General features: G+C 60.3%; 10 protein-coding genes. 6 read left to right on the top strand and 4 right to left on the bottom strand.

All coding sequences use genetic code 11. The features are described from left to right. Window positions 1–10: 10 nt before the first annotated feature. Together P5540_06475 and dcm are read right to left on the bottom strand one after the other, a co-directional pair. Window positions 11–994, bottom strand: coding sequence for an HNH endonuclease (locus P5540_06475; GenBank protein ID HRT64457.1), 984 nt, complete (start codon window positions 992–994; stop codon window positions 11–13). After that, window positions 991–2028 carry a DNA (cytosine-5-)-methyltransferase gene (dcm, locus tag P5540_06470; protein HRT64456.1) on the bottom strand — a complete coding sequence of 346 codons (1038 nt, stop codon included), beginning with the start codon at window positions 2026–2028 and terminating at the stop codon, window positions 991–993. The genes P5540_06475 and dcm overlap by 4 nt, the downstream gene beginning before the upstream one ends. A gap of 433 nt (window positions 2029–2461) precedes the next feature. Here dcm and P5540_06465 point away from each other — a divergent pair, with 433 nt between their 5' ends. The 4 genes from P5540_06465 (at window position 2462) to P5540_06450 (ending at window position 9435) form a co-directional block, all read left to right on the top strand. Next, on the top strand, window positions 2462–3403 hold the full coding sequence (locus tag P5540_06465) for a DUF72 domain-containing protein (protein HRT64455.1): 942 nt from the start codon (window positions 2462–2464) through the stop codon (window positions 3401–3403). Between the two features lie 59 nt (window positions 3404–3462). After that, a complete protein-coding gene (locus tag P5540_06460) occupies window positions 3463–4167 on the top strand; it encodes a hypothetical protein (GenBank protein HRT64454.1) in 705 nt (234 codons plus the stop codon). Window positions 4168–4543: 376 nt separating this feature from the next. After that, the gene (locus tag P5540_06455) at window positions 4544–8128 is read left to right on the top strand and encodes a HEAT repeat domain-containing protein (protein HRT64453.1); all 3585 of its coding nucleotides are present in this window, start codon (window positions 4544–4546) and stop codon (window positions 8126–8128) included. After that, window positions 8125–9435 carry a Gfo/Idh/MocA family oxidoreductase gene (locus P5540_06450; GenBank protein HRT64452.1) on the top strand — a complete coding sequence of 437 codons (1311 nt, stop codon included), beginning with the start codon at window positions 8125–8127 and terminating at the stop codon, window positions 9433–9435. Before P5540_06455 ends, P5540_06450 begins: the two co-directional genes overlap by 4 nt. On the opposite strand, the gene P5540_06445 is transcribed toward P5540_06450, so the two are convergent. Then, the gene (locus tag P5540_06445) at window positions 9436–10323 is read right to left on the bottom strand and encodes a PmoA family protein (protein ID HRT64451.1); all 888 of its coding nucleotides are present in this window, start codon (window positions 10321–10323) and stop codon (window positions 9436–9438) included. 149 nt (window positions 10324–10472) lie between these two features. Here P5540_06445 and P5540_06440 point away from each other — a divergent pair, with 149 nt between their 5' ends. After that, the gene (locus tag P5540_06440) at window positions 10473–11768 is read left to right on the top strand and encodes a radical SAM protein (protein HRT64450.1); all 1296 of its coding nucleotides are present in this window, start codon (window positions 10473–10475) and stop codon (window positions 11766–11768) included. 100 nt (window positions 11769–11868) lie between these two features. Next, on the top strand, window positions 11869–13665 hold the full coding sequence (locus tag P5540_06435) for an alginate lyase family protein (GenBank protein HRT64449.1): 1797 nt from the start codon (window positions 11869–11871) through the stop codon (window positions 13663–13665). Window positions 13666–13705: 40 nt separating this feature from the next. On the opposite strand, the gene P5540_06430 is transcribed toward P5540_06435, so the two are convergent. Then, window positions 13706–15979, bottom strand: coding sequence for a DEAD/DEAH box helicase (locus P5540_06430; GenBank protein ID HRT64448.1), 2274 nt, complete (start codon window positions 15977–15979; stop codon window positions 13706–13708).

Here is a 15979-nt window from a genome sequence, read left to right as displayed (position 1 = left end):
CCACGAAATCCTATTCCCACTGCCTGACACGATGTTCGAGGTGCCACTCCAAAGCATCTTTGTGAACGTGAAAATCCTGTGTCGTTGCCTCGGAAATGGATTTGCCATGAAACTGCCGGAGAAAGTCGTTTTCCGGCATTTCCAGAATCCGGTTGGGAATGTAGACTTGGCGACGGGAAGAAATCCCAAACAAACCCCGGTCAAAAGCCCAATGCAAGGTTTGAATCAGGGCAATACCGTTGCGTATGTCATCGGTGCCGCCTTCGCTTATTGGAACCACATGCGCCGATTCAACCTCGTGCATCTGCGTTGGGGTCATAAGATTGATCCCTGTCACACAGCATTTATACCCGTATTCCATCCTGATCCGGTCCCTAAATGCGGCGCTCCGGGCTATGCGCGTGTGACGGGCTTCAACGCGTTGGATTCTTGGGGCAAGCAATGTAAACTCGGAACGCGAAAGCGTCTCGATGTTTGAATGGGCAACTTGTAAATCCTCTTGTGAAACAGGAAGATCTTGGGAATAAAGAGGCCCCCAACGTCGCGATGCCACCAGATTGCCGACAAGATCGTATGCGTTTGTCCCCTGTTTAAGAAGCAACAGACGAAAACGATCCGTAGAATCGGCCCGTCTTTGGAAAATGAGCAAATCGCCAGCATTTGCATGGCCTCTTAGTTCGGCAAGATTTTCGGTAATACGCGATTCCGGCTGGCGAGTCCCACCCCATGTCTGGATCTGGTATCTTGTTCGCACAATGCCGACATATGTTGTTCCAACATATAACTCTGCCTGCAAATGGCGATCGCATGTGGGGGAAAACATGGACACGCCGGACTCATCCAGCCTTGGAAAATACTTTCTTAACTCCTTTGGTATAACAATCCCCCCTTGGTGCCCGCGCGCTCTTCCGGTGTCATTATGTGCAAGTCGCTTGAAAAAGGGCATATCCCACTCGTTGCTTCTGAGAAAACGATCAATGGACGGCCCCCTCATTTTGAGTTTTCCTTTTTCCTGTTTTTTCCATTCCTGTTGCGAATGCCACCGAATGCGTATGCAGTTTTTTTGTCGGCGCAGAGCACCATCTCTGGCTGATAGTCGCTGCCTCTCGTCAGCGCGTTTACAACATTGGCCGCAATTTTTTCAACGACAGGGACAACCACGGAATTTCCAAATTGTTTGTATGCCTGCGTGTCGGAAACAGGAATTTTGAAATGATCGGGAAATCCCATAAGCCTTGCGCACTCGCGGGGCGTCAATCGCCGTGGAACCTTGTCTTGGCCTTGGGAGATTAGAATTTCCGACCCATCCTTATAATAACGTGCGCTCAGCGTTCTGGCAACATCTTGGCCCGAGCACAGTCCATACCCAAAACCATTTCCGGCCGCCTGATGCTTCTTCGCATAATCCTGCAGATATTGCCAAAGGTGTTCCGTTAGCGTGTAATTGGAAGAAACTTCTGTTTCAAGGATTGAGGCAAGCACCGGACCATTTTCGGGAAATTCAGGAAAATCGAACCAACACCAAGGACGAAAACCCACCAAAAAGACTCGTTCACGATGTTGTGGAACCACGTTCTTGGCATCAATGACCTTGTAGTAAACAGTATAACCAAGCGCCTGGGTAAGTGTACGATGGATAACATCAAAAGTACGCCCTCCATCGTGACTCTTGAGGTTTTTTACATTTTCCAAAACAAACGCCGCCGGTTTGTGATAATCAATAATCTCCGCTATGGAGAAAAACAAATTTCCTTGATATTCATCTTCAAAACCATGCCTTCGCCCCAAACTGTTTTTTTTGGACACTCCGGCAATGCTAAAAGGCTGGCAAGGAAAACCGGCACATAGTATGTCATGGTTTGGAATATCGGCAACGGCAATGGAATGAATATCCCCTGCGGGTTTTTCACCGAAATTAGCCTCATATGTGATTTGTGCATGTTTGTCCCAGTCACAGGACCACAAACACTTGCACCCGGCTTTCTCAAAAGCAATTCGGAAGCCGCCTATCCCGCAAAATAGATCTATGAAACGAAATGTTTTTTGGGAAGTAGGAGCCTTGGCTGTGTACTGAAGACCGTTTTCCCGCGCTTCAGTGGGTTTGCGTTTGCCTACTTTTTTCACTTGATCGCAAACTTTCTGGTTTTTTTTGCAATAACGCTCGCCAACATCAACCAAAAAGGGGCAAGGTATGCAAAAGGCACATAACTACCCCTGTCTTGGATGAGGTGATCCACGCCTCTTGGGCACATCTTGAACGGCTCTGGATGGTGATGTCCGGCCGCATCGCCCATACATCACTCTATTCAACACAGAAAGGAACGGCCAGACCCCCAAGGGCCGTCCGCTCCCTTTCGTTCTATTTTCCACAAATCCAGACTACCATACCGGGTTATTCCTGTCAACAGGCGGTTGCATGCAAACAAAAGGCCGTTTCGCCTTTTGGGAGTATAATGGCCGCATGGCGTCGAATGCAGCGATACGCGTGGGACCGGCGGGCTGGTCGTATGAGGACTGGAAGGGGATTGTGTACCCGGCGGGAACGGGGCGCGGGCAGCATCCGGCGGCCTATCTGGCGCAATGGTTCGACACCATCGAAATCAACGCGACGTTCTACCGGCCGCCCGATGCGCGGCATGCCGCGTCGTGGGTCCGGCACGTGTCGGACCATCCACGGTTCAAGTTTACGGCGAAACTGTGGGAACGCTTTACCCATACCCGCGACCCGGAGCCTTCGGAAGACGACGTTAGGGCCGTCCGGGAGGGTCTGGCGCCGCTTGTCGAGGCAGGCCGGTTTGGGGCGCTGCTGATCCAGTTTCCATGGCGTTTCAAGCGGACCCCGGACAACCGCGCATGGCTGGCGCGGCTTCTCGAATGGTTCGACGGGTTTCCCCTAGCCGTCGAACTCCGGCACGACTCATGGGATCGTGGGGAGGTCCACACCGGCCTACGCAATCGCCGGGCCGCCTTCTGCAACATCGATCAGCCACAAATCGCCGGTTCGATTGGACCGTCCGCGCATGTGACGGCGCCGCTGGCGTATGTGCGGTTTCACGGCCGCAACGAGGCCAACTGGTTCCGCGAGGACGCGGGCCGCAATGCCCGGTACGACTACCTCTATTCGCCGGGTGAACTGGCGCCCTGGATCGCGCGGATCGCCTCCATGCGCGGCCAGGCGGATGAAATCTATGTCATCACGAATAATCATTATCGCGGCCAAGCCGTGGTGAACGCGCTTGAAATCCAACACGATCTCGGCGTCAAAGAGGTCGTCGTTCCGCGCCATCTGATTGACGAATACCCGCGGCTGAAACGCCTGTTCAGGGACGCCGGCCCGGAGGCCGGAACCGGGGAAAGCCCGGCGCCGCAATCTACGGGAACCAAAAACGCCGCCGGGGGATAAATCATCCAGGGTCGAAATACGCCATGACACATGTGGAACGAGAATACGAATGGAATGCGATGCGGAAGCTATGGCATTTTGCCGGCTGCCTACTGATGATCGCCATTTTCTATCTATGGAAAGACCTGAATGGCGTAATTCCCGGCGCGGATATCATGGTGATCTTCGCATGGGCCGAAACCGCCATCGCGTTGGGCATTGACCTCATCCGTTTCTATTCACCGCGATCGAACGAGGCGGTGGCCCGGCTGCCGTTTTACGGAAAACTGATGCGCCGCGTCGAGAAAAATCATTTCAACGCGACGACGTATTACCTCTTGGCGGCGGCCATCCTGGTGACGCTCTACCGGTTTGGACTCTGCCGCGAATCCACCCTGGTCGCCTCGATAATGGTCCTTGGCGTGGCGGATCCGGCGGCGGCATGGACCCGCCATCGCCTGGCGCGGCGGGGCATCGAATACGCGCGGGTCTACGGGGCGTTTTCCTTTGTGATTGCGAGTTTTTTAGCCTTGTGGATCGTCAGTTGGGCCTTGCATGGGCCTTTCGCGCCGGAACATCTGCTCGTCATCGGTCTGGTCGTCGCCGTCGTCGAAAGCTACACGAAATACTGGGTGCTGCTTCTGCATCCCGTGACCCGCCGCGTGCAGCGCCTCATCGCCCACAAGACCACCGTCTGGCTTTTCCGGTTCTATCCCGACGACAATCTCCTGATTCCGCTGACGGTGGCCCTACTCATGGGGCTGCTTCCGTGGTTTCTGCGATAACCCGGCAGGACCGGAGAAGTCAACGACCACCGGCAAACCGGTGGCTTGAGAAAAGCCCCCATAAGGGGCCCGTAGGTTCGTGCTCGTGCTCGTAATCGAATCCTCAAAAACTTTACACGGGGCTATATAATTATGTTACACTACTATCATCATACTTTATTGTTTGTTGAAACGCATGCAACCGGCGCGAACAAGTTTCTCCGATCAACTGCTATTACGAGCACGAGCACGAGCGCGAGGTGGGGGTTGTAAACCCGGCTGACTTCGCGTGGAGGAAATTTTGCGTGTCCGCGTCCCTGTGCCTATGATGATGCCTTGCCGTTGCACGGACGGATTATGTCCCTTGCAGGAAGGCATCGGGAGAAAACAAGTGTTCATGAAATCAATCGGGTGGCAACGCGTTGTTGTGGCCGGCATAGCCGTCGGGATGTTTGCATCGTGGGCCGCGGGACTGGATTCGACCCCGGTGGATCTGGGTTCGATTTCTGTTCCGGGACTGCGCGGTATGTTCTGTCAATTCGAGCCGGGCGCGAGAGAAATAGACGGCATTTCCTTCCTGACGGCGGATGCGCGCGTGTCCGTGCGCGCGGGGGAGAAAAAGCGCGTCGAAATTGCCCCGACGGTCTGCGCGGGCATTCATTTCCTGCATTTCACGGAAAACGCGGGGGATCGGATCGGTTCCTACACGCTGATTTACACGGATGGGGAACGGGCCGCGATTCCCATCCGCGGCGGCCTCACGATCAGCGACTGGTGGAAACCGGGGCCCCTGGCGTTTGCCGCGCAGGCCCACGCCGACACCCTCATGCACGGCGATCGCAAGCAGCCCATCGCGTTCTGGCGCTTTTCAGCCCGGAATCCGCGCCCGGACATCCCGGTGTCGGCAATTGAAATCGAGAATGCCGATGCGGCCGTGACAATCAACCTGATCGCCGCAACGCTGACCGCCCAATGCGGTGAAAAAATCGGCGGGACGCCCGTCTGGGTAAACGGAATGGACGAGGAACAGTTTTTCCTTGCCGTCCTTGCCCAGCCCGGCGCCATCGCGGGCAAGGAAAAGGCCTGCGAAGAGCTGAAACGCGTGGGCACGGCTAAAAGCGTTCCGCTGCTGGCCGCCTGCCTGACGGACGAAAAATTGTCCCATCCGGCGCGGCTGGCCCTTGCCGCCATGCCCTATCCGGAAGCCCGGGATGCCCTCCGCAAGGCGCTGGGCGTATCTTCGGGCGTCGTCAAGGCGGGGATAATCGAATCGCTCGGCACGTTTCGCAACGCGGGGGACGTTCCGGCGCTGGCGCGTTCCCTGAAGGACGACGATCCCGTCATTGCGATGTCCGCGGCGCTGGCGCTGGGACGCATCGGCGGTCACAAGGCCGTGTCGGCGCTGAAAAAGGCCGCACGGAACGGTGAAGGACGCTTCAAAATGGCCGCCTTGGACGCCCTGATGAGCTGCGCGGAGCGCCTGGGCGACAAGCATCCCCGATCCGCGCGCGCCATCTACAAAGAGGTCTTCAAACAATGCGGCCACGGATATGCCGGCACAGCGGCGTATCTCGGCCTGATACGCACCAGCCCGCGCGAGGCGGATAAACTCGTTGAAAAGGCGCTGTTGGGCAATGTGCCGGCGTTGTGGGACGCCGCCTTGCCCGCGGTCCGCGAACATGGAAACCCAAAAGACACCCAAGCCTTCGCCGCCCTGCTGGATCGTGTGCCGGAAGCGGTTCTGCCCGGACTGATCGAAGCCTTGGCGCAACGTGGCGACAAGGCCGCCGCGCCGGCGCTGGCGCCCATGGCCGCCCATGCCGATCCGGCGATTGCGGCGGCGGCCATCCAAGCGCTGGCAATCGTCGGCGACGGTTCAGCGGTTCCCGCGCTGGTCAAGGCGGCGGCGCATGCCGGCGAGCCGAATCGAAGCGCCGCCCAGCAAGCCTTAGCGCAACTCAACGCGCCGGACGTGTCGGCGGCGCTTCTTGCGGCAATAGAAGGCGCCGGCGCGGCCGAAACCAGCGTGTTGGCAAAGGCCATGGGGCAGCGGCGGGATGAAGCCGTGGCGCCGGCCCTGCGGAGGCTCGTCCAAAGCCCGGAGGCCGCCGTGCGCACCGCAGCCGCCCAAGCGCTGGCCGAAACCGGTGCGGCCCAAGATGCGGAACTAATCTGCCAAGCCATGGAGCGAGCCGAAAATGACCGGGAACGGGCGGCCATAAAACGCACCTTGACGGCGCTGGGGATACGTCTTGGCGTGCCGGCCGAGTTTGCCGACGCCCTGCTGAATGGCTTGAAAAAAGAAAATCCGGCGTTTCGTTGCGCGCTATTGGATGTTTGCGGGAAAGTGCCCCATGGATCGCTCTTGAAAGCGCTCGAAAACGCCGCGACCGGCGGGGATGCCGCGCCAAAAGACGCCGCCATCCGCGCCTTGTCCGAAACGGAAAATCCTGAAGCGATGCCGGTTCTCCTGGGGCTTTTGGACAAGACAACCGACCTGACCCACCGCGTTTTGATCTTCCGCGGCATCGCCCGGCTGGGATCCAGCGGCAAGGACATTGAGCAACCGATACGCGAAGACGCCTTGACTCGCGCGCTGGCGGTTGCTGAACGGCCGGAGGAAAAACGGCTTTTCCTCGGCGCGTTGGGAGGATGTCCCACCCTTACGGCGCTGAAAACCGTCGAGCGCTACCTGCCCCAGGACGATGTCGTCGCGGAAGCGGTTTCGGCGTGGGGCCAAATCGCCAAGTCGTTGCTGACATCCCATGCCGACGAGGTCCGCGGATCCGCGTCCGGCGTGCTGGTCCGCGCGCGGAAAGCCGGTGTTTCCCCGGCCGCGCTGACGCCGTTGATGGATGTTATGCGGGCGTTGACGGCCGTCGCCGTTCCGGGGGACAAGGTGCGTTTCAAGCATATCGTCGTGGATCCCCTGTTCCGTTCCGAGGGCGTGGCTGTGGCGGATATTGATCGAGACGGATTCAACGACATTCTGGCCGGCGACCTGTGGTACAAGTCGCCGGACTGGACGCCTCGCGAGATCCGGCCGCCGCAAACATACGATCCGAACACCGGTTACAGCCGGTGCTTCGCCAACTTTGCGGCGGATGTGGACGAAGACGGCTGGACCGATTCAATCGTTATCGGCATGCCGGGCGGTCCCGCCTACTGGTACCGCAATCCGGGCGAAGGCGCGGGGCATTGGCCGGAATATCTGCTGGCCACGTCGGCGTGCGGCGAAACGCCCATCTTCGGCGATCTTCTCGACGACGGAAAACCCGTCCCCGTGTTCGCGATGAACAACCGGGTCACATGGTTCCGCACCGGACAGGACAAACGGGCGCCCTGGCTGGCGTTTCCGATGTCGCATCAGATGGGATCGTTCGCCCAATTCGGCCACGGCCTCGGCATGGGCGATCTCAACGGCGACGGGCGCATGGACATCCTCTCGACCGAAGGCTGGTGGGAAGGGCCGCCGGATCGGACCCGGCCCGATTGGGGATTTCATCCGGCCCGATTGGGTCCGGCGTGCGCCAACATGGTCGTTTACGATGTGGACGGCGACGGCGACAACGATGTGATCACGAGTTCCGCCCATGAATACGGTATATGGTGGTTCGAACAGCGCAACGAAAACAGCGCGGCCACGTTCGAGCAGCACGAAATTCACAAAGGCATTTCGCAAACGCACGCCCTGATTCTAGCCGACATCAACAACGACGGGTTGCAGGACTTGGTTACCGGCAAACGGTATTACGCCCATTGCGGCCACGATCCCGGTTGCCACGAACCGGCCGTCCTGTGCTGGCTGGAACTGAAACGGACGGAACCGGGGAAATTCGAGTACCGTCTGCACGAAATTGACAACGATTCCGGCGTGGGCACCCAGTTTGAAGTGTGCGATTTCGACGGCGACGGCCTACTGGATGTGGTGACCTCGAATAAAAAAGGCGTTCACGTCTTCCTGCAGAGGAGAGGCAAATGATGAAAAGCAAGGTGCTTTCGCGGCGCGGTTTCCTGGCGGGCGCGCTGGCGGCAACCACAGGCCCCATGATCGTTCCGGCGCGGGTGTTGGGCCGGGGCGGTTCCGTGGCGCCCGGCGATCGCATCGCAATGGGATTCATCGGTCTTGGCGGCCAGGGGTCCGGCCACCTGTTCGGCGGATCGTGGACCTATGTGGCCGGCGGCTATCTTGGCCGCCCGGACGTTCAGGTGATCGGCGTATGCGACGTGTGGAAACCCAAGCGGGAAAGCGCCAAGGATCGCGTGAACCAGCATTACGCCCAACTGGCGGGGAGCGGCTCGCATACGTCGTGCGAAGCGTACCGCGATTTCCGCGACCTCCTCGCCCGCGACGACCTGGACGCCGTGCTGATGGCGCTGCCGTTTCACTGGCATGCGCCGATGGCCATCATGACGGCCAAACACGGCAAGGACGTGTACAGTGAAAAACCCGTCGCCATGACCATCGAGGAAGGACGCCTCCTCGCGAAAACGATGAAACGTTACGCCCGTGTGTACCAGGCCGGCACGCAGCAGCGATCCGAATACGACGGCAAATTCAGGCGCGCCTACGAACTCGTCCGGAACGGTTACATCGGACAATTGAAAGAAATCTATGCGTACAGCCCGGGCGGCGGTTTCAGCGCGAACCTGCAAAACGTGTACGATCCGGGCATCCCTGTGCCTGAAGATCTCGACTGGGACATTTACGTCGGGCCGGGACCCTGGCAGCCTTACACGGGCGGCAACGCCCACTGCGGCCTCTTTGCGTACGGCGACCCCAATTGGGGACCGCACCATTACGACGTGGTTCAATGGGTGCTTGAGGAAGACTGCCCCGGGCCCGTCGAAATCGCGTACGAAAACGATCACGCTGTCCTGCGCTACGGCAACGGCGTCGTGGTGCATGCGTGCCGTCATCCGTCCGAAGGCGTCGGCGGCGTCGGCGGCGCCTGTTACGTCGGCACGGAAGGCTACATCGCCGTGGATCGCGAGAACATCACATCGAAACCCGCTTCCATCCTCGGCGCGGCGCTCAAGCCGTCCGACCGCCGTGCCTATCCCAGCAAAAGCCATGCGGGCAATTTCCTCGAATGCATCCGGACCCGCAAACGGACCACCTGCGACGCCGAAACGGCGCATCGCTCGATGAGTCTTGTGCTGCTTGCCGGCATCGCCACCCAGCTCAAACGCACGATGATTTGGGACCCCGTGGCGGAACGTTTCCCCAAGGACGAACAGGCCAACCGCATGCTATCCTATGCGCGCCGCCCCGGCTGGGAAGTGTAGTCACGGACGGGCGTAGCGCTTGAACAGGTCCGCGATTCCGGCGGCCTCGGCGTTGCCGGAATGAACGACCACGCGATATCGCAATTCGAGTTTTTCGCCTTTCGGAAGTTCGAGGACGTCGTTTTCGATCCAGAACATGGGAGTCGGCGAAAAGAACCCGTAATCCCGCGTGAACCACGGGGCCGGATACCAGCGGTTGCCCGGATGCTGGAAGATGGCGAGGCCTTCCGTCACGCCATCGCGCATGCCCGAATAATCGCACCAGGGCGATTTCACGCCAAAAGTGCCCTTCTCCCCGGACGCGCCTTCCGCATTGACCAGCGTGCCGCCGGAGGCCACACTGAGTTCCGGCGCCATCCGCGCCGAAAACAGGGAGTGGTTTGTTTTCTCGATCCGGACATCCACCAGCGGTTCGAGCACGATGGCAAAATCAATGATCCGGTGCGTTTCATCCGGTACGGCCACCGTCACCCGGCGCGTGTCGCGCATAATCGGCTCTTGGCCGGGCCGGCTCCACAGGCACTCGTCGGTGAACACAACTTGTTCGCCATGGGCTTCGACGACCTTCGGCCCCTGCGACACAATCTGCCCGCGATCATTGCCTTCCTGCCAGTAATTGCCGCCGTTGACGCGGTCGCAGCCGAAAAACAGCGAATGATGGTGCGGATAGGGTTCGGAGGTCTCCGTCGTTACCGGCCTGTTCGACGCGGGTCCGTTCACGGGCCAGAAATAAGGGTATTTTTGCGCCCCGTCGAACTTGTATGCCGTGAACAACCGGCCGTCCACATGGATGTCTATCCGGCCGGCCGCCGTGGTTGCGGCGACGGGCAGCGCATACAACGGCAGCGGCAACAAGGCCGCCGTTGCCAAGAAAAAAAGACGCTTCATGTTCTCATCCCTCCGTACCGATTCCATGCCCATAATATCAAGATGGAAACCGCCGACGCCACGAATTCTTGCACGGTTTCCGCTTTTCCATGAGAATAGGCGCAACGGCCCTTGACTGAACCCTGGCGGCCGGGACGCATGAGGACATCATGGCGGAATTCCGCGTCGAAGATATCGTGGTGCGATTGGATCATGGCGGCGACCGGTATTTCAACCGGGCCGGCTTGCCGGACTGGGTTGGCTTGCCCGTTCAGATCGTGTCGGGCGCCTATACGTTCCATTTCGATTTGGAGGGAAGAATCCATCGGATTGACGGGTTCGCCTCGCCGCACAGTTGGGACTGGATTCAGCGCACGATGGCCAACGACTGGATCTACTATGATCGCGCATGGGCGCCGGGACGGCTCCCGCAACCGGCGGAAATTGTCGGGGATGTCGTGTGGGCCATCAACGGCCGCTGTGATCCGCCCATGCTGCAACACCACGAGGGCGTGCGGGGATCGCATGTTCGCGCCGCGCTCGATGCGTTCGACGGGCTGATTGTTTCGATCCGGCGCATCCTGGAAAACCGGCCCGAAGCGCTTCCCGAACCGGGATGCGAACCGGGCGAGACCGGCACGCGCCGGTTGTGGGCTTTCCTCGAAAAAGCCGCCATTCACGACCGGGAACAATTGCAGGCGGTCGCGGACCGGCTCCACGAAATACACGGGCGCATGGACGTTCTGCCGCCGGAAACGATTGGCGTTGATTATCAGGTTTTACTTGTCAAACTGATGGACGGCTGTTCGAATACGTGCGAGTTCTGTTCGGTGCGGGGCGATTCGGAGTTCGCCGTCCGGAGCCGGGAAGATATTGACAGGCAGATCGGCGCCCTTGCGCATCTGTATGGCGACGACTTGTACAATTACAACACGGTCGTATTCGGCGAATGCGACGCGATGGCGTCACCGTGGATTGAATACGCCGCGCGCCGGGCGTTCGACGTTTTTCGTTGCGATGCGTCGTATCATGCCGGATCCAACCTGTTCATGTTCGCAACGAACCGGAATTTTCTGGAACAGCCGGACGGCTTTTTCGACAGGCTCGAATCGCTGCCCTTCGAATGCATAGGCGTCAACGTGGGCTGGGAAGCCGCAACGGACGACGCCCTGGCCCGCCTCGGCAAACGGCAAACGGCGGCGGACGTGCTGCGGGGCATGGAAAAAGCCGGAACCATCAACCGGAAACGGGGCAAAGTGCGCGTTTCGGGAAATTTTATCGCCGCCGATGGATACGACTGCCGCGGGATTGTCGAGGCGATCGGCGAAACCGGCTTCGAGGGGCAGTTGTACCTGTCCCCGTTGCATGGCCGGTGCGGCAGCGCCAAAGCGCTGGGCGATCTGCATGCGATTCGAAAGGCCGGCCCCGGCGTGCGCGCGCATCTCTACACGATGCAGCGTCTGTAATCGCGTGTTTCATGCCCAATAACGTCCATTTCATCCACCGTCTCGCGGCGGGCAAGGTGCAATCGGTACGGCGCAATGCTCTACAATGCGTAAAAGGCCCATGACGGAAAGACAGGCGATGCACAACCCCGGCAGATTCTTGCGCACGGTGCGATGGCTCAAGCCGAAACAGGCGGCATGGCGGGCGTGGTATCTTGCGCGACGCCGGGCAGGCATCCGTCCGCGCGTGGCGCAAACCTCGCCGGTCGCATCGTTCGACGCGGGCGCCCTGGATCGGCTGCGGGATTTTCTGCGCACGGCGGAAGAAAAAGCGCCTGCGGGCGAGACGATCCTGGCGGCGTTGCGCGCGGGCCATCTCAAGGCCCTGAACGCCGAGGCAACCGGCGCGTGGGATTGGGATCGGCTGGCGCAGTCCCCTCGACCGGGACGAAGCGCGGTTCACTGGTTCGAGTACGTGCGCCCGCTTGCGCAGGTCGGCGCGTGCGGACGAAACGAAGCCGACGACGCCCGGCGCGTCATGACTTGGATACACGATTGGATCGCCCGGCATCCCCCCGGCGCGCGCGATGCGTGGGACGCCTATCCGATCGCCACGCGGCTCATGAATTGGGCGCTGGCCTTCGCCGCGTTCGGGCCGCCGGACCCTGCGGTCCTGGACAGTTGGGCGGCGCAGGCGCGCTGGCTGAGCCGAAGCATCGAATACGACGTCGAGGCGAACCACCTTGTGCGCGACGCGCAGGGCCTGATTGTGGCCGGCGCGCTGATGGCCGCGTCGCCGGAAGGACAACGCTGGATTGATAAGGGTCTCCGCCTGCTTGCCCGCACGCTCGCGGAACAGATACTGGACGACGGCGGGCACTACGAACGCAGCGCGATGTATCATGCGCACGTCCTTGAAGGCAACCTGATCGCCCATGCCGCGATCCAAATGAAACCGCCGTTTCTGCGCGATGCGATTTCGCGCATGGCGGATTTCCTTCCCCGCGTGACACACCCCGACGGCGAAATCCCGCTGTTCGGCGACGCGGCGCTCGGCACGTGCATGCCCCCCCTTGCGCTCCATTCGACGGCATCCGCGATATGCGGGCACGGCGCGCCGCCGATCGCCGACGGCGCCGACGCGCTCGAACCGTCGGGTTTCTACGTAATGCGCACGGCGCACGGCGCGGCATGGATGATTGCCAAGGCCGCGCCGGTGGAACCGTCCTACCAGCCCGGCCACGCGCATGCCGACCCGTTCAGTTACGAATTGAGCGTTGCGGGCCGGCGGATTGTCGTGGACTCCGGAAACCCGGTATACGAGGCGAATCCCATGCGCGCCTACTGCCGGAGCGTTCGCGCGCATAACACGGTTGCCGTCGATCGGCGCGAACCCATGGAATGCTGGGATGTGTTTCGCATCGGGCGGCGTTACCGCCTTCTTTCGCGGGAATGGAGCGCGGCCGCTTATGGATGGCGACTGGTTGCGTCGCACGACGGCTTTGCGCCGTTCCGGCACACGCGCGAAATCCATTTCATTTTCGGCGGCGCGTGGCTGATAGGCGACCGCGTGGACGGTCCCCGGCCCTGCGAGGCGGAGAGTTTTATCCATTTTCATCCCGACGTGTGGCTTGAACCGCGCGGCGACGGATACGTGGCCGCGGCCGGTTCCGGCGAAACCCTGATCCGGCCTTTCGGCGTCTCATCCGTCGAACACGTGCATGGCGTGGAAAACCCGCTGCAGGGATGGCATTGTCCACGGTTCGGCGAGGCCCATCCCGCGGATTGTCTTGTCCTGTATGCCCGGGGACGGAATGTGCGGTTCGGTTATACCATCGCGCCGCCGTGCGCCGGCGAGGAAACGAGACGCATTCTGGCGGAATGCCGCGAACGTTTTCTGGACAAAGGGCGTTGGTAATACAGCGGATTGGGCGCTGCTTTCAGACGAGACCGGTGTTTCATTCGCCCCGGGCCAGATGCGCCAGTTTGAGCGCCCCGCGTTTGCCGTGGCGGCCCACTTCGAGCGCCGTGCCCACGCAACTCGGACAGCCTTCCTTGCAGGAGCATTCCGCGAGCAGGGATATCGCCGCATCGAGCAGGCGGTCGTGATGGGTGAATAATTTGTCGCTGATGCCGACGCCGCCGGGATATCCCTCGTAGAGGTAAACAGCCGGGCGTCCGGAAAAGGGCGCGCGGACCATCGCATGGGCGCGGATATCGGTTAGGTCGCACAGCACCTGCACCGGCGCGACCTGCCGCAACGTGTTGGCCAAAGCGTGCAACGATTCGCCGAGCGCCTTTTCTCCAAGCCCGGCCTCTTCCCCGGCATTTTCGGGAAATTCAATCCAATAGCCGGTCGTGTGCATTGTCGTTTCGGGAAGATGGATTTCGCCCCAGCCGACATTTTCATGCGTGCCGAAGCGGATTTTTTTGTACATGGTCGGCAACCATGTCACGCTCAGTTCGCCCGAAACCTTGTCCGCCCTCGACAGTCGCTCGTGTTTGAACGTGTCGAGCACCTTGAGGTCCACCTTGATCTGCGCGTCGGTGTAGTAGTCCACTTCGATGGGCCGCGCATAAGCCTTGCGATCGTCGAGATCGAGCCGTTCGATCGTGTATTGGGCGGTCTGGTGAAGGTACACCGCGTTTTCATAAACCTCCACGGGCGCGTTGAACAGGTCTATTTCACCGATGACCCGGCCATTGTCGGACTGGTCGAGGATCACGACATTGCCGGGCGCGGCGGTGCGCAGGCTGATATCCTCGGCGGGATAGGTGTCGGCGCACCAGTGCCACTTGTCCCTGACGTGGCGCAGGATGCGGTTTTCGGCGAGATATTCGAGAATTCCGGTCGTTGACGCCGGATCGAGGCCGAAGGATTCCCCGTCCACGAAGGGCAACTCGAAGGCCGCGCACTTGATGTGGCTCGTCACGATGATGAGGTTGTTCGGATCCACCGTCGCGCTTTCCGGGGGCTGGCCGAAAAAATAATCGGGATGGCTCACGATGTACTGGTCGAGCGGCGCGCTCGACGCCACCATGACCACCAGCGAGACCGTCGAGCGGCGCCCCGCGCGTCCGGCCTGCTGCCACGTGCTCGCGACGTTGCCGGGATACCCCGTCATGATGCAGACGTCGAGCGATCCGATGTCAATACCGAGTTCGAGCGCATTCGTGCTCACGACCGTCATAATCTTGCCCTCGCGCAAACCCTTTTCGATAGCCCGACGCTCCGTCGGCAAATAGCCGCCGCGGTAGCCGCTGACCAGATCGGCGCTTTTGCCGAGGCGCTGGACGGCTTCCTTGAGATAGGTGGTGAGGACCTCGACGTTCAGCCGGCTGCGCGCGAACACGATGGACTGGATGTCTTTCATGAGCAATTGCGCGGCGATGCGGGTGGCCTCCTTGACGGACGACCTGCGAATGCCCAGTTCCGCGTTGACGACCGGCGGATTGAAAAACAGGAAATGGCGCTCGCCGCAGGGCGCGCCGTTGTCGTCCACAAGATGGATGGGCCGTTCCACGATACGCTCGGCAATCTCCTTTGGGTTGTTGATGGTCGCGCTGCAGCAGATGAACCGCGGATTCGACCGGTAGAACGCGCAGATGCGCTTGAGCCGGCGCAGCACGTTCGCGAGATGGCTGCCGAACACGCCGCGGTAATGGTGTATTTCGTCAATGACGATGAATTCGAGGTTCTCGAAAAGTTTGATCCAGATGGTATGGTGGGGAAGAATCCCCGTGTGGAGCATGTCGGGATTCGTCACGACGATATGCCCCGCGCTGCGAATGGCCTTGCGGGCCGACGCCGGCGTGTCGCCGTCGAACGTGTACGCGCCGATTTGGACCTCGAGATCCCCGATGGTGTGCTTCAGTTCGTGAACCTGGTCCTGCGACAGCGCCTTGGTCGGAAACAGATACAGCGCGCGCGCCTCGGGATTTTCCAGCAAGCGGTTCAGGACCGGCACGTTGTAGCAAAGGGTCTTTCCGGATGCCGTCGGCGTGACAATGCAGACATCTTCGCCCCCCAGCGTCGCTTCGATGGCCTCCCGCTGATGCGTGTACAGGTCATGGATGCCGCGCCGCTGAAGCGCTTCGATCAGTTTCGGGTTCAGGGCTTCCGGGAATCCGGCGTACCGCGCCGGGCGCGCCGGTTCCGTGCGCCATTCGGTCAGGTTGTTGACGAAATCCGGATCCCGTTTCAGACGGTCAAGGACTTGCGCGACGTTCAT

This window comes from Candidatus Hydrogenedentota bacterium, assembly GCA_035450225.1.
GTDB lineage: Bacteria > Hydrogenedentota > Hydrogenedentia > Hydrogenedentales > SLHB01 > DSVR01.
Note: the sequence above shows the minus strand (reverse complement) of the source record. Positions and strands in the feature narration are given on the sequence as shown.

Coding starts and splice junctions, on each gene's coding strand:
- P5540_06475 (HRT64457.1), bottom strand. CDS start 994: ATGAGGGGGCCGTCCATTGATCGTTTTCTCAGAAGCAACGAGTGGGAT.
- P5540_06465 (HRT64455.1), top strand. CDS start 2,462: ATGGCGTCGAATGCAGCGATACGCGTGGGACCGGCGGGCTGGTCGTAT.
- P5540_06460 (HRT64454.1), top strand. CDS start 3,463: ATGCGGAAGCTATGGCATTTTGCCGGCTGCCTACTGATGATCGCCATT.
- P5540_06455 (HRT64453.1), top strand. CDS start 4,544: ATGAAATCAATCGGGTGGCAACGCGTTGTTGTGGCCGGCATAGCCGTC.
- P5540_06450 (HRT64452.1), top strand. CDS start 8,125: ATGATGAAAAGCAAGGTGCTTTCGCGGCGCGGTTTCCTGGCGGGCGCG.
- P5540_06445 (HRT64451.1), bottom strand. CDS start 10,323: ATGAAGCGTCTTTTTTTCTTGGCAACGGCGGCCTTGTTGCCGCTGCCG.
- P5540_06440 (HRT64450.1), top strand. CDS start 10,473: ATGGCGGAATTCCGCGTCGAAGATATCGTGGTGCGATTGGATCATGGC.
- P5540_06435 (HRT64449.1), top strand. CDS start 11,869: ATGACGGAAAGACAGGCGATGCACAACCCCGGCAGATTCTTGCGCACG.
- P5540_06430 (HRT64448.1), bottom strand. CDS start 15,979: ATGAACGTCGCGCAAGTCCTTGACCGTCTGAAACGGGATCCGGATTTC.